The sequence below is a fragment of the Flavobacterium foetidum genome (genome assembly GCF_004634245.1).
GTDB lineage: Bacteria > Bacteroidota > Bacteroidia > Flavobacteriales > Flavobacteriaceae > Flavobacterium > Flavobacterium foetidum.
In genome coordinates, this window is the sequence record NZ_SJTF01000001.1 from 180,490 (window position 1) to 198,811 (window position 18,322).

An 18,322-nucleotide genomic window follows, 5' to 3' on the forward strand; every position below is an offset into this window, starting at 1 on the left:
GTTGCATCTTTAAGTTTTAGTTTTTTTTAATTTAAAAGAAAAGATGGAAGAAAATTTTAAGATGATTGCCAAATGTTTTTTTGGCTTTGAAGAAATATTAGAAAATGAATTACGTGCACTCGGAGCTCAGGATGTTGAAAAAGGAGTGAGAATGGTGAGTTTTAAAGGCGATAAAGGTTTTATGTATAAAGCCAATTTGTCTTTGCGTACGGCTCTTAAAATCTTAAAACCAATTTATTCTTTTAGAGCAAACAATGAACAGGCTTTATACAAAGGTATTTCGGGTTTGAACTGGTCTAAACATTTAAACGCCAATCAGACTTTTGTGATAGATACAACGGTTCATTCTACTTATTTTAATCACTCTGAATTTGTTTCTCAAAAATGTAAAGATGCTATCGTAGATCAGTTTAGAGAAAGAACTGGTCAGCGCCCGAGTATCGATAAACAGTATCCAGATTTACGTATTAATATTCATATCGATAAAGATCAGGTTTCTGTGGCTTTGGATACTTCTGGAGCTTCACTTCATCAGCGTGGTTACAGAACGGCTACGAATATTGCTCCAATTAATGAAGTTTTAGCGGCAGGAATTTTATTATTGTCAGGCTGGGACGGACAAAGTCATTTTCTAGACCCAATGTGCGGTTCTGGAACTTTTTTGGCAGAAGCAGCAATGATTGCCTGCAATATTCCGGCAAACATCAACCGAAAAGAGTTTGCTTTTGAAAAATGGAAAGACTGGGATAATGATTTGTTTGATAAAATCATTGACAGTTTGATGAAAAAGACAAGGGAGTTTCATTACACAATTAAAGGTTTTGATAAAGCTCCAAGTGCCGTAAGCAAAGCAAAAGACAATATAAGAAATGCCAATTTGGAAGATTACATAAAAGTGAACGAGGGCAACTTTTTTGATAGTGAAAAAGAAACCGAAGGAAAACTTCACATTGTTTTCAATCCGCCTTATGATGAGCGTTTAGATATACACATGGAACGTTTTTATGCAAATATCGGCGATACGTTGAAGAAAAATTATCCTGGAACAAACGCTTGGTTTATCACAGCAAATCTAGAAGCGTTGAAATTCGTAGGATTAAAACCATCAAGAAAAATCAAACTTTTTAACGGAAGCCTTGAAGCGCGCTTGGTTAAATACGAAATGTACGAAGGAAGCAAGAGAACGAAATTTCAGATTTAAGGCGCTAGGCTTCTAAGGTTCTAAGCTTCTAGGTTCTAAGCTTCTAAGCTTCTAAGGATCTAAGGTTCTTAGGTGCTAAGAATTTTAGTTAATTAAAAATAGAATAAAGAAAATTTAAACAATTAAGGTTTCTGTTATTTAAGATTCAAAGGAAAACTTAGAACCTTAGCATCTCAGAACCTCAGCAACTAAAAAATAACAATTAAGCTTCTAAGAAGACAAGGTGCGGAAAAAACTTAGCATCTCAGCAACTTAGAACCTTAGCAACTTTAAAAAAAATGTCAAAACTACAAGTAAGAGCTTTTTTATATCAATTAGGATGTTTTGCAATCCTATTTATTGCTTTCCGATTTTTAATCGCGGCTTATACAGGCTTAACAGGAATTTGGATTCCGTTTACGGCTTTTGTGATAGGAACTATTGTGGGGCCTAAATTTCAGGCTGTTCGAACAAAAGACGGCGAAAAGCTTTTTATGAAATGGCTTTTTGTAAAAGGAGTTAAAGAAATCGGGTAATTAAAAACAATGTAATTTATGAGGAAAATTGGACTTATCGGCGGCATCAGCTGGGTTTCGACATCAGATTATTACACTTTAATTAATAAAGGAATAAATGAAAAACTCGGCGGATTAAATTTCTCCGAATGTTTGATTTACTCGTTTAATTACGCCGATATCAAAAAGAATAACGATGTCAATGATTGGGAATCGACTTTTCAAATGCTTTTCAAAGGTTGTGAATTCCTAAAATCGGGCGGGGCAGAAGCGATTGTTTTATGCGCTAATACGATGCATTTGATTGCTGATAAACTGCAGGATGCAATTGATCTTCCTGTTATTCATATTGCAGTTGAAACGGCCTTAGAAATCCAAAAGCAAAAAATTAAAAAAGTAGGCTTACTAGGAACAAAATTCACTATGGAGCTTGATTTCTTTAAAGGCAAACTTTCTCAAAAAGGAATTGAAGCACTAATTCCAGCTTCTGAAGAAGATAAAAATTTTATTCATTATACTATTTTTGAAGAATTGGGAAGAGGTGTTGTAAGTGACGAAACTAAAAAGCGTTATTTGCAAATCGCCAACCAACTTATTAAAAATGGTGCTGAAGGCATTGTTTTAGGTTGTACAGAAATTCCGCTGGTTATCAAGGCAGAAGATTTGTCTGTTCCGATTTTTGATACCACTTTAATACATGCTAAGGCCGCTATCGATTTTCAGTTGTCCTAGAAAATAAGGAAACATAAAAAAGCCATGAACTTCCTAAATTCAAAAGTCATGGCTTTTTTGGTTTCCGATATTCTCTAACTTTTACTGAGATTTTTTTGTGCCAAACAAATTGGCTAAACATGTAAAACGAACAGTTTTCTCATTTTAGAAATTTACTTCTTTGGGCTTTCGTTTATCAGTGCCGGTACAATTGTTTTTTTCTTGTAAATCGGAATAAAGTAAGAAACAGTATAGTTAAAACCGACACCAAAACTACCGTCATACGTTCTGTTGAAACCTGGAATGTAAAGATTGTCAAAACCTGATGGTTTGTTGTTCATCGCCAGCAGTTTTAACTGTACACCAAAGCCAACAAAAACATTATTAAAAACTTTTGCCTTAAGTCCCAGTGCAACTTCAAGCCAGGCTGCGCTTAATCCGTTGTATTTTTGGTTGACTTCCACAGGAGGCAGTTCTCCCCAGTACGGATTCGGGTTGTAGATTTTATAACTATTCAAGTCCTGACTAAAAGCACTAAAACCACCGCGAAGACCTATAGTGATAAGGTTTTCCATATCGAGCCAGTTTTCGTAAAAATTATAATCAAAACCTCCCTTTATATATGTTCCGGTTGCAGTTGTGTTTAATCGATCGTCTTCTGTTGTTTTGTCCTCAAACCCAAGTTCTGCAGCGATATAGTACTTTTTTGTCAAACGCCAGTCGGCAACAAATTCTATTCCTTTGTAGTTTTTATCGTAAAATGCCCGAGTAAGCTTGAATAAGTCAACACCAACGCGAAGACCATAACGGTCTGTTTTTACGAGACTGTCTTTTACAGTTTCGTTGGCTTCAGGTTTTTGGACTGTTTTTTTTTCTGCAGTTTCTTTTTTTACTGTTGGTGTTTCTTGAGCTTCTGCCAAAAACATTGAAAACAATAAACAAATACTAAAAAAAGATTTCAACGTGTGTTTCATTTTCAGTTTCAATGTTACGAATTTTTACTTCAGTATTTTTCATCCATTCTCCATCGGTGCCAGCGCTATAAACAACGTCGTTTGTAGTCGGAAGCTGAAAAGTGGTTTTGTAACCGCATGCCCTTGATACATAAGTGTTGGTGCGGGAGTAATTAATTGTCAAAAGATCAGTATTTGACTGAGCCGTGTTCGATGCATTATAGATAAATTTATAAGTAACCGTATCGGCATCTACTCGTAGAGGTACAGAAACTGTGCTGGCACTTGTAAGGTATCTTGTCGTCGATGTGCCGTTTTCATTAAAAATAATTCCTTCTGGCTGATCAACACCATCTACAACACCTACCACCTTCATGTTGGAAACATTTCGTACAGTCGTAGGATTATCGTCATAGTAAAAAGTAATCACTAATCTTGGAGTTGTCTGTGTGTTGGCATCACAGATATCGTCTTTTTCACAGCTTGACAGGCCAAAAGTAAAAAGCAGTAAAACAGCTATTATTTTTTTCATCTAAAGTTTATTATCGAAGTTCTAAAAGTACGACATTTTCGACATGGTGAGTCTGTGGAAACATATCAACAGGACGCACGCGCGTTACTTTGTATTTCTCATCCATCAAAGCCAAGTCACGTGCTTGAGTAGCCGAATTACAGCTTACATAAACAACTTTTTCTGGAGCTATTTTTAAAATTTGTTCCACCACATCCTTATGCATTCCGTCGCGAGGCGGATCGGTAATGATTACGTCTGGCTTACCATGCTGCGCAATAAAAGCTTCGTTAAAAACCACTTTCATGTCTCCAACAAAAAACTCACAATTGGTAATATTATTGCGTTCGGCATTAGCTTTTGCGTCCAAAATCGCTTCAGGAACACTTTCAACTCCAATAACTTTTTTTGCTTTTTTAGAAACAAACTGGGCTATGGTTCCAGTTCCGGTATACAAATCGTAAACAGTTTCGTTTCCGGTAAGGCCAGCAAAATCTCGAGTTATTTTATACAATTCATAGGCCTGGTCAGAATTGGTCTGATAAAATGATTTAGCATTGATGCTGAATTTCAAACCTTCCATTTCTTCCAGGATATAGTCTCTTCCTTTATAAAGAATTACATCTTGATCGTAAATAGTGTCGTTTGGTTTTCCGTTTACGACGTATTGCAATGAAGTAATCTGCGGGAATTTTTCGTATAAATGGTCCAGGATTAACTCTCTGTTTGCTTTGTCTTCTTCAAAAAACTGAATCAATACCATTATTTCGCCAGTAGAAACTGTGCGGATCATAACCGTTCTCAATAATCCTGAATGTTCTCTCGGATTGAAGAATGCTAAATTATGCTCATTGGCAAAGGCTCTGATTTCGTTACGTATCGCATTTGAAGGGTCTTCCTGCAGATGACATTTTGTAATATCAAGAATTTTATCCCACATTTTCGGAATATGAAAGCCTAATGCGTTTCTGTTTCCTAAATCTTCTGTACTTCCAATCTCTTTTTCAGTTAGCCAGCGGCTGTTCGAAAAAGAAAACTCCATTTTATTTCTGTAAAAGAACTGTTTCTCAGAACCTAGAATGTTTTCGAATTCAGGAAGCTCTATTTTTCCAATTCTCTGTAAATGATTTTTAACTTCATTTTGTTTAAAGGCAAGCTGTTGGCTGTATTTCATATTCTGCCATTTGCAACCTCCGCAAACCCCAAAATGCTCGCAGATTGGATCTACTCTGTAATTTGAATATTCATGAAATTTTACCGCTTTACCTTCGTAATATGCTTTTCTTTTTTTTAATGTCTGCACGTCAACTACATCCCCCGGAACCACATTCGGAATAAAGATTACTTTTCCGTCGGGCGCCTTGGCCACCGATACTCCTTTTGCTCCAGCATCAAGCACCTCAATTTGATGAAAGACGACTTTGTCTGTATTTTTTCTTCCCATAGCGCAAAAATAAGGCTTTGAAAACTTTTACAAATTTTATTTTGAAAATATTTTAGAAATTATTTAAAATAGTGGTTTAATTAACTTTATAACTTACCTTTGTTTTGTAATAAATCCAAAAAGTTACAATTTTAACCTACTATTGACGTATTTTATGAAGTTGTATCATAAACTTTCACAAATCGGCTTTTTAAAAAAAAGTTACGCTTTCAAATTCCTTTTTGTAGCATTTATAGGTATTCATATCCCCCTTATCGGAATTTTATTCTTCGTTTTATATTACAAGCACAGTATTTCGCCAACATCTATTTTGGTTTTTTCGTTAATAATGACGCTTCTCGCCACGGCAATTACACTTTTGGTGTTAAACCGCTTGATAAAGCCTATCCAGACTGCTTCTAAAGCTTTAAACGATTATAGAAATTCCAGAAAATTATCGGTTTTGCCAACAGAATATACAGATGAGGCGGGGCTTCTTTTATGCAATATTCAGGAATCTATTTTTGAGGCCGAAAGTTTTATCAACGAAAAGCAGGACCTCATTTATATGCTTTCGCACGATTTGAAAAACTTTGCAGGAAATCCGAATGGACTTGCTAAATTGATTATAAGCGAAAATCCGCCTGAATCTATACGAAATCTCGCGGAACTAATCTGTGAATCGACCGATCTTCAGTTTCGCTATATCGAAAACTTCATCAAACTTTTGAATGAACAGGATCAAGAAGTGGCAAAGGTTAGTACCGAGTCAAGGATAATTACCTTTGGCAGTATTATTCCTTTTATAAATGAGCAGCTGGAACAACGTCTTTTGGACAAAAATATTAGACTGACTATAGTTGTTGAAGCTCAGGAAGCACTTCTAAAAATAGACGAAGGATTGCTGATTCAGGTTTTAGTTAACTTGATAAGCAATGCTGTTAAGTTTTCTTATTTTGACAGCGAAATAAAAGTAAGGATTTATACTGAAGATTCATCTCTGGTTATTACAGTGACAGATTCAGGTATTGGTTTTGACAAGCATCAAATTGAGGAATTGTTTAAGAAATTCACTAAAATGAGCCGTTTAGGAACTGCAAATGAAACTTCAACCGGAATCGGGTTGTATCTCTGCAAAAAAATTATCGAAAGAAACAAAGGCCGTTTAAGCGCTGCAAGCGAAGGTAAAAATAAAGGCGCTGAGTTTAAGATTGAATTTGATGTTTAATATTTAATAAAGAGCTAAACCATAGTTTTGCCTAATTAAAACTATGGTTTAACTTGTTGTTTCATCAACGAATTAATCATTTGTAATTTTTCCGCCTGCTAACAGTATATTGAAAATTTCTTCTTCATGTGGAGGATTAATGTCTGCCCAATGTTGAATGTGGAAATCTGTTATTTGACCAATTACATTTATAGCGAACAATTGATAATTCATATCCCAATTTTCTGCAGTAAGTTTAATTAAAATCTTATCATACAAACCTGAGTTGGCTAGTACCCATTTACGCATATTTGTAGTTAGTCTATCAAAGAACATACGTGCTTGAATATTGTTCTCCTCTATAGGGTCATCCAAAACTGGGTATGATGAAAAATCATAACCTAATGTATAGGGTTGTCCCATGTAGTCATAAGGATTTTCTGGAGCTTGGTGGGTTACATTTGGAATTATTGAGGGAAGTGTGTTAGGGTCTATTATAGTGAAAGGTACTGACGTATCTGGGGCATCTAAGCAATTTACTTCAATAAAATCATAAGAGAGGACCAAATGTTGTCCTACAACTTCTTTCTTTTTCACGAATTCATAACATTTGTTTTTTGCCTGTATAATTGTTTTAGCACTACTTTTTAGTTTTGAATTTATTAATTTGGTTAAGTCGCTTAAATTCGTTACCTGTGTTTTATTAGTCAAATTTATATCTTCATTATTACTGCTAATTTGTGTTATATCAGAATTTGTTAGATTGTATTTGACTAAATAAGAGGCATTTGATCCATCTGCATTTATTTGGAGGACGAGATTTTCAACATATTGACTGTTTTCAGATCTATAAATTGGAAATGTTAGGGTAGTAGATTTATCATGATTGATTTGTAAAATTTTATCTGTGTTGATAAGAAAAATAAATGTGTCACCAAAAAGCTCTGAATTTCGTAAGTTATCTAATTGAAGTTGAAGTTGTTGAAATTGTAAATATGTACTATTGTCGTTTTTTAATTCATCTAAATTTATAAATTTTGAGGTTGATGAAGATTTTGTACCAGTGGAGATTTCATTAGAATCATCCTCTCCGCAGGAAAACAATAGGATGAATAGACATAAGCTTAATAAAACATTAATTTTTTTCATAGGATATAAGTTAATTTTTTTAGAATTATAAATATAAAAATTAACTTATTTAGTTTTGTTTATTTGTAGTAAAAATATTTATTTTTATTAAATTGATATTTTAAAGATTCTTTTTTTGGAGCAAAATCAAAAAAAGTCAATTAGAGTATTTTTTAAGTAATTTCGTGTAAAAACTAAAACATGTCTTTATTCGTGTAAATGGACTTCAACCGGAATCGGGTTGTATCTCTGCAAAAAAATTATCGAAAGAAACAAAGGCCGTTTAAGCGCTGCAAGCGAAGGAAAAAATAAAGGCGCTGAGTTTAAGATCGAATTTGATGTTTAATTTTTGTGTCAGAAAATAAAAAAAGGTTGTGATTTTGCTAAATCATAACCTTTTTTTATTTTGACTTATAGAAATTGTTTAGTGTAAATTATGATTATAAACAAATTTGGGTTTCCCATCAACACATTCTATTGTTGGTGGTATTGCTGGAGATACTGAAAATTCAGCGCAGAAAATACTCCATTTTATTGTATAAGCTCGAGAAGATTCATTGTATTGTTGTACTTTTTTTAAAAATTGCTCTTTATTTATTTTTTTTGAATACAAAAAAAATTGTCCTCCGCATGAGTTTGACAATGTTGTATAGGTCCACTCATCTGGATTGGTACAGGTTTGCGTTTCCTGACCTGAGAGTACGACCAATTCGGCGTGCATTTTAGACAGTTTAGCAGTATCTTCTTCTTGTGTTGTGTCATCGTCATTGCTGCAAGAAGTAAAAGTGGTTACGACTGCAAATAATAAAATACTTAGTTTTTTCATGGTTTATTAAGGTTGGTTAATTCGTCTGAAATTGTTTTGCGTATACAAACCGTGGTTTGTTCTCGTAACATTCGATTCCCGAAGGCGGGCCCCAATATATTAAATAAGCGCCACACATAAACCCCCACTTCTTTTTGTATCTTTCAAAGTATTTGCGATAAAGATTTGCTTTCGTTAGAAACGCTTCGGTATTTATTTTTTTAGAATAAAGTATGTTTTCTTCGCCACCACATTTGTCGCCTATTTTTACGAATGTCCATTCTTTCGGGTCAGTACAGCTATAGTTGTCAACCTGAGAAAGCTCTCGCAGTTCTTGGTGCATTTTGTTGAGTTTGTCAAAATCTTCTTGCTGTGTGGTTTCGCGGTCGTTGCTACAGGAGGTAATAGCAAAAAAGGCACCTAAGAATATAATTATACCTAGTTTTTTCATTGGTTATGATTTAAAGGTTAGTTATATTACAGATGCATTGATAAGCAATTGGTTGCGTCTGAAAAGAAAAAAAAGCTTCACAACTTTAGATTTAGGAGTTGAGAAGCTTTAAAAAAAGATTACCAAAGCTGATGAACAGCCGGTTTTATGAGTTTTTCATAAATTTTATTCATTTCCGAAATTTGTTCTGAAGTTAATGGCGGACTATCATAAACGGATAAATTCGATAAAACATGATCGGTTTTTGAAGCTCCCGGAATAATGCAACTGACTTCGTTAAAACTTAAAATCCATTGCAATGCGATAGGAGCTAGGTTATCAGTTCCGGGGACTAATGCTTTTAAAGCTTCAATTGCCTTTAGTCCAAGTTCGTAATCAATTCCAGAGAAGGTCTCGCCTTTATCAAAAGCTTCTCCGTTTCGATTAAAGTTTCTGTGGTCTTGAACTTCAAATATTGTTTTGGAATCAAATTTGCCAGTTAGAAGTCCGCTTGCGAGAGGAACTCTTGCAATGATGCCGATATCTTTCTTTTTTGCTTCTGAGAAAAACAATTCTGAAGGACGCTGGCGGAACAAATTAAAAATAATCTGAACCGTTGTCACATTCGAATATTCGATTGCTTTTAAGGCTTCTTCGACTTTTTCGACACTTACGCCCAGATTTAGGATTTTTCCTTGATCTTTTAATTTATCAAAAAGTTCAAAAATTTCAGGACGATAATATACTTCTGTCGGCGGACAGTGCAACTGAATCAAATCTAAAGTTTCTAAACCAGTTCTTTTTAAACTGTCTTCGACAAATTTCTGAAGAACTTTTGGCGTATAGCCTTCATTTACATGCGGATTAATCTGTCTCCCGCATTTTGTAGCTACAAAAATGCGCTCAGAACGAGAACGAACGACTCTTCCAACTGCGGTTTCGCTTAGTCCGTTTTCATAAACATCGGCTGTATCAATAAAATTAACGCCGTTGTCAATTGCGGTATTCAAAAGTTCATCAGCGGTTTTGTCATCAAAACCCGATCCCCATTTTCCGCCAACCTGCCAAGTTCCCAGCGAGATTTCGGATATAGTAAAATTTGTTTTTCCTAGTTTTCTGTAGTTCATTTTTTTTCTTTTTAGTTACAAAGGCTCAAAGAGACAAAGTAACAAAGGTCTTTGTTGATTTAAAGTTTTTTACTCAATTTAGAAACCTTTGTTACTTTGTCTCTTTGCAACTTTGTCTCTTTTTTAATCAAATAAATCCGAAGACAAATAACGATCTCCTCGGTCGCAGATTACAGCTACTATAACTCCAGATTCTAATTTTTCTGCTATTTTTACTGCTACTGCAACAGAGCCTCCGCTGCTCATTCCGGCAAAAACGCCTTCTTCTAGAGCCAGTCTTTTGGTCATTTTGCGTGCTTCTTCTTCGCTTACATCTATCACAGTATCCACTTTTGAAGCGTCAAATATTTTTGGGAGATATTCCTGAGGCCATTTTCGGATTCCAGGAATCTGAGAGCCGTCGCTCGGCTGTGCTCCAATAATCTGCACGTTCGGATTTTTTTCTTTCAAAAATGTCGAAGTGCCGATAATTGTTCCTGTAGTTCCCATAGCCGAAACAAAGTGAGTTACGGTTCCTTCGGTATCGTTCCAGATTTCAGGACCCGTTGTTTTGTAATGCGCCTTCCAGTTGTCATCATTCGCAAACTGATTCAGCATCAGATAACCGCCTTGAGCCACTTTTTTATCGGCATAATCTCTTGATCCGATAATACCTTCTGCTGCAGGAGTCAAAATAACCGTTGCGCCGTAGGCACGCATGGTCTGTGTTCTTTCCTTTGTAGAATCTTCTGGAAGAACCAATTCGATTTCTATACCAAACAATTGCGCAATCATTGCAAGGGCAATTCCGGTATTACCGCTTGTCGCTTCAATTAATTTATCTCCTTTCTTAATATCGCCTCTTTCAAGTGCTGCCGCAATCATGTTATAAGCCGCACGATCTTTTACGCTTCCTCCAGGATTATTTCCTTCAAGTTTCAGTAAAAGTTTTACATTTTTATTTTGAACCAGATTGACTGTTTCCATCAGCGGAGTATTTCCAATCAGGTTTAATAATTTCTGTGGTTTCATTTTATTTTTTTTCTTTTATTTTAACTTCGGTCGTAGTGGTGTTGAGCACAATAGAATCGGCAGGTATCGATTTTGTAACCCAAGAGTTTCCTCCAATAATGCTGTTTTCGCCAATAATAGTTCCTCCTCCAAGTATAGTAGCATTAGCATATATGCATACATTGGCTTCAACAGTTGGATGTCTTTTAGCATTCTTCATTTCCTTGCTTACACTCAAAGCTCCCAGTGTAACTCCTTGATAGATTTTTACATGTTTTTTTATTACGGTAGTTTCGCCAATGACAATTCCCGTTGCATGGTCGATGAAAAAAGGTGATGCAATATCTGCACCGGCGTGAATATCTGTTCCCGTAATCCTATGCGCATATTCGCTCATAAGCCTCGAGAATAAAAGCAAATCTAAAAGATACAGCTCATGGCTTAGTCTGTAAATAGCAATGGCATAAAATCCGGGATAACCAAGATAGACTTCTTCTATGCTGTTTGAGGCTGGATCATTTTCTAAAATGTATTCAGCATCCTGATTTAGCTTCTCTAGAACCCCAGGAAGTTTCTCTAAAAAACGATCCCAGATGGATTCGCATAAATTCTGAGGTTTTTTGCATGCTAAAACGGCAATTTCCTTAAAGCATATTTCAAGTTCGTCTATACTTTCTTCTAGATTCGCATTTGAATCAAAAAGGGTGTAAAAAAGCTTTTCTGTAAAATCTTCTGTTTTGGTTTTGATGCCGTAATTTATATGAGAATAGCTTTTTAAAGCCTTGATATTTTGTATGATAGTGTCTTTTGTCACAATGGTAAAAATGAATGAATAATTTTGAAACGTTAAAAGTAAGGTGTTTTTTGGAAATACGAGCACGAATTAACTAAAGAAATTTTCTGTAAAAATGCTCATTTGTGATAAAAAAACGATTTCGAAAGCAACGTGTTTTTTATCGATTTTGAAGCTTTTATTTGTTTAAATTAGCTTGTAAATTCAATTAAAATGAAAAACAATCCAACTTTTAAAAGCGCTATTTCGGGACAGCATTTTGATGAAAATGAAAAAATCTACGGCAAAGCAATACATGATCCAGTTTTAGGATTGATTAAGGAAGATTTTCCCGACTTTAAAGATGAAGACTGTATTGCTGTGAACGAACTGAATGTTTACCGCCAGAAATACATATCCAATTATCTTTCGATGGAAATTGGAGCGCTCTCTGATCTCGAAAAAAATGTTATTTCTTCTCTCAAAGACGACAAATCAATAGTGACAATTGCTGAAGACGACGAAGATGTTCGAAATTTTGGACAAAGAGTGGCTGATAAGGTGGCAGATTTTGGAGGAAGCTGGACATTTATAATTTCGTTCGTGGTCTTTATAACCGTATGGATTTCGTCAAATGTTTATATTTTTATGAATAAAGGTTTTGATCCGTATCCTTTCATTCTCTTAAATCTTATTTTATCCTGCATTGCGGCGCTTCAAGCTCCGGTTATCATGATGAGTCAGAACCGTCAGGAAGAAAAAGACCGAAATCGAGCCAAAAAAGACTATATGATTAATTTGAAATCTGAACTGGAAATCAGGATGATCCACGATAAAATCGATCATTTGATCATGCATCAGCAACAGGAATTAATCGAAATTCAGAAAGTACAGATCGAAATGATGAATGATATTCTCAATCAAATCAAAAAATAATCAGAGCATATTAAATGGAATAATTTTAAAAATCTGCTTCATTTTTCATTACAATAGAATCTGCATTATCTGCAAAATCTGCGGGAGAAAAATAAGACCAATTATTAAATGAAATGTTTGTAAATGTAACCGCCAATCATAAAAGCTAGATTTACAAAAGCGACCTGCCAGAATAGTTTTTGATGTTTTTTAGATTTGTTAAAAAAATGAAATGCAGCGAATACTAAAAAAAATAACGAAGTAAAGATTGCCGGATACATCTTAAAAGCGCCCAAAAAATCTCCTTTAAAAAGTAAGAAAACCGATCGCTGAAAACCACAGCCCAGACACTCAAAACCAAACAGTTTTTTGAACAGGCATGGAATCATGTATTTCTCTAAATTCATCTCGCTTCTTTTCTGCAATTTTAGCAAAAAAAATCGACAATCATTTTTTGAGGTAGTTACTGCTACTTTAAAGTTTTATATTTTTGACTTTTAAACTTTGAGATTTATGAAAGCTTTTAAAATTTTAATAATGATTCTGGCCATTTCTGTAGCGCTTTATGAGCAGGTTTCAGAAGAAAAAAATATCTATATTATGATTATCGCCATTGTGGTTTTCATGTATGGAATGATGCAACTTAGCGCAAAAACACCAAGTAAAAATCAAGATAAAGAAGAGTAGGATGTTGACCAAAGGAGATAAAGTATCGGTGCTTGACGAGGCGATAAACGGGACAGTAGTTTCTGTTAAAAACAATGAAGTTTTGATAGAAAGCGAAGACGGATTTATGATGACATTTTTTGTCAATGAATTGATTAAAATTCAAGAAACCAGTGATTTAATGAATTCTATTAAAAGAATTGATTTAAATGAAGCTTCAAAGGATAAGATAGAGCCAAAACCGAGAAGTTTCGTAAAAGAACGAAAAGAAAAACGTGATGCAGGAGTGCCCGAATTTGATTTGCATATCGAAAAACTCGTGCCCAATAAACGCGGTATGTCTAATTTTGATATTTTGACATTACAAACTGAAACCGCTAAAAGACACATCGAATTTGCGATTCGAAATCGCATTCCGAAAATTGTTTTTATTCACGGAGTCGGCGAAGGAGTTTTAAAAGCCGAGCTGGATTTTTTATTAGGTAGATACGACGGAATCGATTTTCAGGATGCCAATTATCAGAAATATGGTTTGGGTGCAACTGAAGTTTATTTTAGGCAGAGTAATAAATAATGTTTTTTCTGTTGCTGTAAAAATGAATTTTAAGAAAATAAAAAACATCCGTTTTTTGAGATAGGTTTGAAGTTAAAACCAGTCTGAAAAAACGGATGTTTTTTGTAAGAAAATAAAAGGGTCTAGCCGCTTTGTTTTTTTAAGATATTTTTCCGAGAAGAAAGTTGGTTGGAAGTGAAAAAGAACTGTTTCCTTTTCTCATCTTAACAGCTTTTAATGTAATGGTGTGATAGAAAACTCCAGCAACTTCTTCTGTTACCACTTCAATAATACCGCTTTGACCTTCTACGCCGCTATCGGCAGTAAAATCCAAATCAATTCCAGGAGTGCTTGGAAATGATGTTCCGTTGCAGAAATATGCACGACTAAATGAGCCTGTACTTTCCTTCACTGTTCGGTAAACAACTCTATTGGTTGTGGTGCCTACTAGTTGTCTTCTTGGGCTTCCTAAAGGAGTAACTTCATTTTTAAGTAAATCAGGACTAATATTATCAATCATTATAAAAAATGAGGTAGTAAAATTATACACGCGATTTTGGTCATCACATTTATAAGCAGTCTCGGGAGTAGCAAATACTAAACTCGCAGGGATCGATAAGGTACTTGAGAGGTTTCCAAACGGATATGTCGGATAGGTTTGTTCCTTTCCTGATGGAAGTAAAAATGTGATATTAGTAAAATTGATGCTGTGGTTATAGCCTTCAATTTTAGTACTTCCGTCTTGGGCAGGTGCAGAAGTTTTTTGTTTTGAAGTTATATTGATTACACCAGAGGTAGCCAACCATTCTTCTGAGACTTTTGGTGTGCTTGGCGGAATTGTGCCACAGATGTTATCGGTGGCTACGGTGCCGTCATAAGCTCTGTATACTACGCGATAATTTCCTTTTCCACCTGGTTCAATGTTATACTTGTATGTGCTGTCGTCTTCTATAATTCCAGCATTTTCTACTAATTGTAATAATAGTGCTTCCTGATTTTTAAGTTTGTAGATTAAATTTTCGTTTAGTGTACAGCTTTGAGAGTTGACACTTTCAAAATCTATTTGATCTACAGTCAGATCTCCATCATCACAGCCGTTTAACATTAGGGCAAACAATAGGAGGTATGTGAATTTTTTCATCGTAATTTTAATTTCCGTCAAAAATAGTGAAAAAATTGCCAAATGATATTTAAGTTTTCACAATTGATATTTCTTAACTTTGCGACAATGAAAAAAGTATATCTCGACAACGCTTCTACAACATCCATTCGTCCTGAAGTTATTCAGGAAATGGCCAAAATAATGGCCGAGGATTTTGGCAATCCGTCTTCTCCACATAGTTTCGGACGCAATGCTAGAACTATTTTAGAACTTTCCAGAAAAAGCATCGCAAAGCATTTTAACTGTACTGCACAAGAAATTCTATTTACATCTGGCGGTACCGAAGCAGATAACTGGATTCTGCGTTCGGCTGTTGAAGATCTTAAAGTCGAACGCATAATTACGTCTAGAATTGAGCATCATGCCGTATTGCATACCGTTTGGGCTTTGCAGGAGGAATATAATATTGAAGTTGAATATGTAAAAGTAAATGCAGACGGAAGTCTCGATCTTACTCATTTGTCTAATATCTTATCTGATGCTAAAAAGACTTTGGTGAGTCTGATGCATGTTAATAATGAAACGGGGGCGGTTTTAGATCTTGAACGCGTGAGCACAATCTGTGGCCAGTACAATGCATTGTTTCACTCAGATACGGTACAATCTGTTGGTAAGACAGAAATTGATCTACAAAAAGCTGCAGTAGATTTTATAGCGGCAAGTGCTCATAAGTTTCACGGACCTAAAGGAGTAGGTTTTGCATTTATTCGAAAAAATTCTGGGTTGCAACCATTGTTTTTTGGCGGAGAGCAAGAAAAAGGCCTTCGAGCCGGAACCGAAGCAGTTCATCAAATAGCCGGTATGGCGAAAGCTTTGGCTATTTCATATGAAAACCTAAACGAAGAGAGAGACTATATTTCAGATTTAAAGAGGTATCTTATCGGGCAATTAGAGATTCATTTTCCGAATTTCAGAATTAATGGAAAAGCAGATGATTTTTACAATATTATCAATATCATACTTCCGTTTTCATCAGATAAGACTTCCATGCTTCTGTTCAATCTTGATATGAAAGGAATTGCCGTTTCTAGAGGAAGCGCGTGCCAGTCGGGAAGCATCAGACCTTCGCATGTTTTAAAAGAAATGCTTTCAGAAGATGATTTGAAACTGCCCAACCTCCGAATTTCCTTTAGTCATTATAATACCAAAGAGGATATAGACTGGCTGATTGAGAGCTTGAAGAGTTTTTGAGTTACAGAGGCTTTGAGATTCTAAGATTCTAAGTTGCAAAGTGACAGAGTAACAAAGTGACACAGTGATAAATACAAAAAAAAAGTCCGAATCAAATTTTAATTTGATTCGGACTTTTTTTTTGTAAAATCTAAAATCTATTTTCGGATTATTTTTACCTGAGAATCGTTTGTTAGTTTAATGATAGTTGATGGTTTTCCGGCAACTTTGTCTTGATTTAGCTTCACTACATAATCAACCCCTTTAATGATTTCGGGATTAATTTCTTTGAAGGACATGGGAGTCGGTTGTCCCGAAATATTTGCAGAAGTAGAAACTAAGGGCTTTTTCATTCTTTCCATCAATTTATAGCAAAACGGTTCTTTTACCAACCGGACCCCAAGAGATTTGTCTGCTGAAATAACATTATGCGCTACGTTTCTTGCGTCATCCAAAATTAAAGTGGTAGGTTTTTCAGATAAGTCCAAAATCTGCCACGCCACTTCAGGAATATTTTTGAAGACATTATACATCATTTTTTCTCCATTCATCAAAACAATCATGCTCTGCGTTTCAGCACGCTGTTTAAGTTTGTAAATTTTAGCAACAGCATCAGGATTTGTAGCATCGCATCCAATTCCCCAAACGGTATCTGTCGGATAAAGTATAATGCCGCCCTCTTTTATAACTTCGTAGGCGTTTAGGATTTCCTGATTTAGTAAAGAACTAGAATTTTCGGCCATTTTGCAGTATATTTTTTAAAGACTTCAAAGGTATTATTTTTTATCAGTTTTATAAAATTGTTACTGTTTTTCTATTATGTTTAAAATCATGTTAAGTTATGCAGCTGTAGCGGTGTGTTATTCTTAATAAAATAATTAAATAAGGTAAAAAATCACTTAAAGTTGCGGCATTTCAGAAATAAGCTATCTTTGTTTTACCCAACAAAAACTAAAAAAAGACATGAAAATTATACTGGATTCGCAGGCTTTTGATATGCAGCAGTATGGAGGCATTTCCAGATATTATACCGAAATATTTTCTGTTTTATCTCAACGAAAAGATGTAGAAATTGCGATACCATTGGTTTACACACGTAATGTCTACTTCAATGAAAGTGTCTTAACTAAGAATAAAAAAAGCATTAATGTTTTGGGGTTATATCTTTTGGAAAAGGTGGGTGTCAGCATTCGAAAAAAAATCAAGAAACGGAACTGGGCGCAAATCAAAAAAAAGCTCTCAAAACAAGATTTTGACATTTTTGTTCCAACATATTACGATTCTTATTTTTTAAAAGACCTTAATCATAAACCATTTGTTTTGACTGTTTATGATATGATTCACGAACTTTTGCCACAATATTTTTCTGATGCACCCGAAGTAGCAGAAAAGAAATTATTTCTAATCGAAAAAGCGACACGCATTATTGCCGTTTCTGAGAATACCAAAAAAGACATTCTGAAATTTTATCCCCATTTAGAAGAGTCTAAAATCGATGTCGTCTATCATGGAAGCTCAATAAAAATCAATAATGACGCAGTAATTGATCTTCCTGAAAATTATATTTTGTATGTGGGATCTAGAGCAAATTACAAGAATTTTGATTTTTTGGTTCAGGCTATAAAGGAAATTTTAAAAGACAATCCTGAGCTGTATCTGGTTTGCGCTGGAGGTAAAGAATTCAGCAAGAACGAAATAGAATTTGTCAAAAGCCTGAATCTCGAAAAACAGATTATTCAAAAAGATTTTGATGAAAAGGCTCTTGGCAGTTTTTATAAAAATGCAAAATGTTTCGTATTTCCGTCGCTTTATGAAGGTTTCGGAATCCCAGTGTTAGAATCTATGGCTTGTGGTTGCCCTGTGGTTTTAGGAAATCACAGCTCATTTCCAGAAGTTGCTGGTGAGGCAGGGATCTATTTTGACATTAATGACAACAGAGATTTAACAGCTAAAATTAATAATATAATTCAGAATCCAGCTGTTCGAGACGACTATGCGGCAAAAGGATTGCAGCGAGTTCGTCAATTTAATTGGGAACAGGCCGCAGAAGAATGTTTGAATGTTTATAAAAAAGCATTAATTTAATTGACTCTATAAGAGGGAA

At 34.9% G+C, this 18,322-nt stretch carries 21 protein-coding genes; 9 read left to right on the plus strand and 12 right to left on the minus strand.

Going from position 1 to position 18,322, the window contains the following annotated elements; genetic code table 11:
• Window positions 1-43 precede the first annotated feature (43 nt).
• From E0W73_RS00770 to E0W73_RS00780, 3 genes are all read left to right on the plus strand, one after another.
• Window positions 44-1,201, plus strand: a complete 1,158-nt coding sequence (locus E0W73_RS00770; RefSeq protein ID WP_135220182.1) for a THUMP domain-containing class I SAM-dependent RNA methyltransferase — start codon at window positions 44-46, stop codon at window positions 1,199-1,201.
• A 278-nt stretch (window positions 1,202-1,479) separates the two neighbouring features.
• Window positions 1,480-1,716: a hypothetical protein gene (locus tag E0W73_RS00775; RefSeq protein WP_135220183.1), complete on the plus strand. Its 237-nt coding sequence runs from the start codon at window positions 1,480-1,482 to the stop codon at window positions 1,714-1,716.
• 18 nt (window positions 1,717-1,734) lie between these two features.
• The gene (locus E0W73_RS00780) at window positions 1,735-2,427 is read left to right on the plus strand and encodes an aspartate/glutamate racemase family protein (RefSeq protein ID WP_135220184.1); all 693 of its coding nucleotides are present in this window, start codon (window positions 1,735-1,737) and stop codon (window positions 2,425-2,427) included.
• 152 nt (window positions 2,428-2,579) lie between these two features.
• Here the strand turns inward: E0W73_RS00780 and E0W73_RS00785 are convergent, their stop codons facing one another.
• Genes E0W73_RS00785 through rlmD form a run of 3 tightly spaced genes read right to left on the minus strand, consistent with a single transcriptional unit; the run spans window position 2,580 to window position 5,314 of the window.
• The gene (locus tag E0W73_RS00785) at window positions 2,580-3,380 is read right to left on the minus strand and encodes a DUF6048 family protein (protein ID WP_135220185.1); all 801 of its coding nucleotides are present in this window, start codon (window positions 3,378-3,380) and stop codon (window positions 2,580-2,582) included.
• On the minus strand, window positions 3,352-3,891 hold the full coding sequence (locus E0W73_RS00790) for a DUF6452 family protein (RefSeq protein WP_135220186.1): 540 nt from the start codon (window positions 3,889-3,891) through the stop codon (window positions 3,352-3,354). The genes E0W73_RS00785 and E0W73_RS00790 overlap by 29 nt, the downstream gene beginning before the upstream one ends.
• Window positions 3,892-3,901: 10 nt before the next feature.
• Window positions 3,902-5,314, minus strand: a complete 1,413-nt coding sequence (gene rlmD / locus E0W73_RS00795; protein ID WP_135220187.1) for a 23S rRNA (uracil(1939)-C(5))-methyltransferase RlmD — start codon at window positions 5,312-5,314, stop codon at window positions 3,902-3,904.
• Window positions 5,315-5,642: 328 nt separating this feature from the next.
• On the opposite strand from rlmD, the gene E0W73_RS00800 reads away from it, so the two are divergent.
• A complete protein-coding gene (locus E0W73_RS00800) occupies window positions 5,643-6,521 on the plus strand; it encodes a sensor histidine kinase (RefSeq protein ID WP_244248408.1) in 879 nt (292 codons plus the stop codon).
• A gap of 72 nt (window positions 6,522-6,593) precedes the next feature.
• Here the strand turns inward: E0W73_RS00800 and E0W73_RS00805 are convergent, their stop codons facing one another.
• The 6 genes from E0W73_RS00805 to E0W73_RS00835 form a co-directional block, all read right to left on the minus strand.
• Window positions 6,594-7,649 (minus strand): hypothetical protein, encoded by a 1,056-nt coding sequence (locus E0W73_RS00805; protein ID WP_135220189.1) that lies wholly within the window; start codon window positions 7,647-7,649, stop codon window positions 6,594-6,596.
• 403 nt (window positions 7,650-8,052) lie between these two features.
• Window positions 8,053-8,454, minus strand: a complete 402-nt coding sequence (locus E0W73_RS00815; protein ID WP_135220190.1) for a hypothetical protein — start codon at window positions 8,452-8,454, stop codon at window positions 8,053-8,055.
• 16 nt (window positions 8,455-8,470) lie between these two features.
• On the minus strand, window positions 8,471-8,884 hold the full coding sequence (locus E0W73_RS00820; RefSeq protein WP_135220191.1) for a hypothetical protein: 414 nt from the start codon (window positions 8,882-8,884) through the stop codon (window positions 8,471-8,473).
• 119 nt (window positions 8,885-9,003) lie between these two features.
• Window positions 9,004-9,990: an aldo/keto reductase gene (locus tag E0W73_RS00825; protein ID WP_135220192.1), complete on the minus strand. Its 987-nt coding sequence runs from the start codon at window positions 9,988-9,990 to the stop codon at window positions 9,004-9,006.
• A gap of 123 nt (window positions 9,991-10,113) precedes the next feature.
• A complete protein-coding gene (gene cysM, locus E0W73_RS00830) occupies window positions 10,114-11,001 on the minus strand; it encodes a cysteine synthase CysM (protein ID WP_135220193.1) in 888 nt (295 codons plus the stop codon).
• A 1-nt stretch (window position 11,002) separates the two neighbouring features.
• Entirely contained in the window at window positions 11,003-11,794 is a 792-nt protein-coding gene (locus tag E0W73_RS00835; RefSeq protein ID WP_135220194.1) for a serine O-acetyltransferase, read from the minus strand.
• Between the two features lie 192 nt (window positions 11,795-11,986).
• Here E0W73_RS00835 and E0W73_RS00840 point away from each other — a divergent pair, with 192 nt between their 5' ends.
• Complete coding sequence (locus tag E0W73_RS00840) at window positions 11,987-12,688, plus strand: DUF1003 domain-containing protein (protein ID WP_135220195.1); 702 nt, start codon at window positions 11,987-11,989, stop codon at window positions 12,686-12,688.
• A gap of 104 nt (window positions 12,689-12,792) precedes the next feature.
• Here the strand turns inward: E0W73_RS00840 and E0W73_RS00845 are convergent, their stop codons facing one another.
• A complete protein-coding gene (locus tag E0W73_RS00845; RefSeq protein ID WP_135220196.1) occupies window positions 12,793-13,074 on the minus strand; it encodes a DUF2752 domain-containing protein in 282 nt (93 codons plus the stop codon).
• A 106-nt stretch (window positions 13,075-13,180) separates the two neighbouring features.
• Between E0W73_RS00845 and E0W73_RS21335 the strand changes: the two genes are divergently transcribed.
• Together E0W73_RS21335 and E0W73_RS00850 are read left to right on the plus strand one after the other, a co-directional pair.
• Complete coding sequence (locus E0W73_RS21335; RefSeq protein ID WP_162847643.1) at window positions 13,181-13,354, plus strand: hypothetical protein; 174 nt, start codon at window positions 13,181-13,183, stop codon at window positions 13,352-13,354.
• Window position 13,355: 1 nt separating this feature from the next.
• Window positions 13,356-13,907 (plus strand): Smr/MutS family protein, encoded by a 552-nt coding sequence (locus E0W73_RS00850; RefSeq protein WP_135220197.1) that lies wholly within the window; start codon window positions 13,356-13,358, stop codon window positions 13,905-13,907.
• A gap of 139 nt (window positions 13,908-14,046) precedes the next feature.
• On the opposite strand, the gene E0W73_RS00855 is transcribed toward E0W73_RS00850, so the two are convergent.
• Window positions 14,047-15,027, minus strand: coding sequence for a hypothetical protein (locus E0W73_RS00855; RefSeq protein ID WP_135220198.1), 981 nt, complete (start codon window positions 15,025-15,027; stop codon window positions 14,047-14,049).
• Between the two features lie 87 nt (window positions 15,028-15,114).
• On the opposite strand from E0W73_RS00855, the gene E0W73_RS00860 reads away from it, so the two are divergent.
• Window positions 15,115-16,239, plus strand: coding sequence for a cysteine desulfurase family protein (locus tag E0W73_RS00860; protein ID WP_135220199.1), 1,125 nt, complete (start codon window positions 15,115-15,117; stop codon window positions 16,237-16,239).
• A 137-nt stretch (window positions 16,240-16,376) separates the two neighbouring features.
• On the opposite strand, the gene E0W73_RS00865 is transcribed toward E0W73_RS00860, so the two are convergent.
• Entirely contained in the window at window positions 16,377-16,961 is a 585-nt protein-coding gene (locus tag E0W73_RS00865; RefSeq protein WP_135220200.1) for an L-threonylcarbamoyladenylate synthase, read from the minus strand.
• 220 nt (window positions 16,962-17,181) lie between these two features.
• On the opposite strand from E0W73_RS00865, the gene E0W73_RS00870 reads away from it, so the two are divergent.
• On the plus strand, window positions 17,182-18,303 hold the full coding sequence (locus E0W73_RS00870) for a glycosyltransferase family 4 protein (RefSeq protein WP_135220201.1): 1,122 nt from the start codon (window positions 17,182-17,184) through the stop codon (window positions 18,301-18,303).
• The last annotated feature ends 19 nt before the right edge of the window (window positions 18,304-18,322 follow it).

What these genes read in the sequence shown, in the direction of transcription:
- E0W73_RS21335 (WP_162847643.1), top strand. Translation starts at nt 13,181, where the DNA reads ATGAAAGCTTTTAAAATTTTAATAATGATTCTGGCCATTTCTGTAGCG.
- E0W73_RS00825 (WP_135220192.1), bottom strand. Translation starts at nt 9,990, where the DNA reads ATGAACTACAGAAAACTAGGAAAAACAAATTTTACTATATCCGAAATC.
- E0W73_RS00805 (WP_135220189.1), bottom strand. Translation starts at nt 7,649, where the DNA reads ATGAAAAAAATTAATGTTTTATTAAGCTTATGTCTATTCATCCTATTG.
- E0W73_RS00790 (WP_135220186.1), bottom strand. Translation starts at nt 3,891, where the DNA reads ATGAAAAAAATAATAGCTGTTTTACTGCTTTTTACTTTTGGCCTGTCA.
- E0W73_RS00820 (WP_135220191.1), bottom strand. Translation starts at nt 8,884, where the DNA reads ATGAAAAAACTAGGTATAATTATATTCTTAGGTGCCTTTTTTGCTATT.
- E0W73_RS00775 (WP_135220183.1), top strand. Translation starts at nt 1,480, where the DNA reads ATGTCAAAACTACAAGTAAGAGCTTTTTTATATCAATTAGGATGTTTT.
- E0W73_RS00865 (WP_135220200.1), bottom strand. Translation starts at nt 16,961, where the DNA reads ATGGCCGAAAATTCTAGTTCTTTACTAAATCAGGAAATCCTAAACGCC.
- E0W73_RS00815 (WP_135220190.1), bottom strand. Translation starts at nt 8,454, where the DNA reads ATGAAAAAACTAAGTATTTTATTATTTGCAGTCGTAACCACTTTTACT.
- E0W73_RS00780 (WP_135220184.1), top strand. Translation starts at nt 1,735, where the DNA reads ATGAGGAAAATTGGACTTATCGGCGGCATCAGCTGGGTTTCGACATCA.
- cysM (WP_135220193.1), bottom strand. Translation starts at nt 11,001, where the DNA reads ATGAAACCACAGAAATTATTAAACCTGATTGGAAATACTCCGCTGATG.
- E0W73_RS00860 (WP_135220199.1), top strand. Translation starts at nt 15,115, where the DNA reads ATGAAAAAAGTATATCTCGACAACGCTTCTACAACATCCATTCGTCCT.
- E0W73_RS00845 (WP_135220196.1), bottom strand. Translation starts at nt 13,074, where the DNA reads ATGAATTTAGAGAAATACATGATTCCATGCCTGTTCAAAAAACTGTTT.
- E0W73_RS00870 (WP_135220201.1), top strand. Translation starts at nt 17,182, where the DNA reads ATGAAAATTATACTGGATTCGCAGGCTTTTGATATGCAGCAGTATGGA.
- E0W73_RS00800 (WP_244248408.1), top strand. Translation starts at nt 5,643, where the DNA reads ATGACGCTTCTCGCCACGGCAATTACACTTTTGGTGTTAAACCGCTTG.
- E0W73_RS00785 (WP_135220185.1), bottom strand. Translation starts at nt 3,380, where the DNA reads ATGAAACACACGTTGAAATCTTTTTTTAGTATTTGTTTATTGTTTTCA.
- E0W73_RS00850 (WP_135220197.1), top strand. Translation starts at nt 13,356, where the DNA reads ATGTTGACCAAAGGAGATAAAGTATCGGTGCTTGACGAGGCGATAAAC.
- E0W73_RS00840 (WP_135220195.1), top strand. Translation starts at nt 11,987, where the DNA reads ATGAAAAACAATCCAACTTTTAAAAGCGCTATTTCGGGACAGCATTTT.
- rlmD (WP_135220187.1), bottom strand. Translation starts at nt 5,314, where the DNA reads ATGGGAAGAAAAAATACAGACAAAGTCGTCTTTCATCAAATTGAGGTG.
- E0W73_RS00855 (WP_135220198.1), bottom strand. Translation starts at nt 15,027, where the DNA reads ATGAAAAAATTCACATACCTCCTATTGTTTGCCCTAATGTTAAACGGC.
- E0W73_RS00770 (WP_135220182.1), top strand. Translation starts at nt 44, where the DNA reads ATGGAAGAAAATTTTAAGATGATTGCCAAATGTTTTTTTGGCTTTGAA.